This is a genomic window from Rhodococcus sp. C3V (assembly GCF_029269915.1).
Classification (GTDB): Bacteria; Actinomycetota; Actinomycetes; order Mycobacteriales; family Mycobacteriaceae; genus Rhodococcus_F; species Rhodococcus_F qingshengii.
In genome coordinates, this window is the sequence record NZ_JARJBE010000059.1 from 1 (window position 1) to 982 (window position 982).

General features: G+C 47.0%; 1 protein-coding gene. It reads right to left on the reverse strand.

The window, feature by feature from the left end; all coding sequences use genetic code 11:
* Positions 1 to 19: 19 nt before the first annotated feature.
* Entirely contained in the window at positions 20 to 880 is an 861-nt protein-coding gene (locus P3G66_RS31785; protein ID WP_000027050.1) for a broad-spectrum class A beta-lactamase TEM-116, read from the reverse strand.
* Positions 881 to 982: the final 102 nt, after the last annotated feature.

Below are 982 nucleotides of genomic sequence, written 5' to 3' on the forward strand. Positions count from 1 at the left end.
AGTAAACTTGGTCTGACAGTTACCAATGCTTAATCAGTGAGGCACCTATCTCAGCGATCTGTCTATTTCGTTCATCCATAGTTGCCTGACTCCCCGTCGTGTAGATAACTACGATACGGGAGGGCTTACCATCTGGCCCCAGTGCTGCAATGATACCGCGAGACCCACGCTCACCGGCTCCAGATTTATCAGCAATAAACCAGCCAGCCGGAAGGGCCGAGCGCAGAAGTGGTCCTGCAACTTTATCCGCCTCCATCCAGTCTATTAATTGTTGCCGGGAAGCTAGAGTAAGTAGTTCGCCAGTTAATAGTTTGCGCAACGTTGTTGCCATTGCTACAGGCATCGTGGTGTCACGCTCGTCGTTTGGTATGGCTTCATTCAGCTCCGGTTCCCAACGATCAAGGCGAGTTACATGATCCCCCATGTTGTGCAAAAAAGCGGTTAGCTCCTTCGGTCCTCCGATCGTTGTCAGAAGTAAGTTGGCCGCAGTGTTATCACTCATGGTTATGGCAGCACTGCATAATTCTCTTACTGTCATGCCATCCGTAAGATGCTTTTCTGTGACTGGTGAGTACTCAACCAAGTCATTCTGAGAATAGTGTATGCGGCGACCGAGTTGCTCTTGCCCGGCGTCAATACGGGATAATACCGCGCCACATAGCAGAACTTTAAAAGTGCTCATCATTGGAAAACGTTCTTCGGGGCGAAAACTCTCAAGGATCTTACCGCTGTTGAGATCCAGTTCGATGTAACCCACTCGTGCACCCAACTGATCTTCAGCATCTTTTACTTTCACCAGCGTTTCTGGGTGAGCAAAAACAGGAAGGCAAAATGCCGCAAAAAAGGGAATAAGGGCGACACGGAAATGTTGAATACTCATACTCTTCCTTTTTCAATATTATTGAAGCATTTATCAGGGTTATTGTCTCATGAGCGGATACATATTTGAATGTATTTAGAAAAATAAACAAATAGGGGTTCC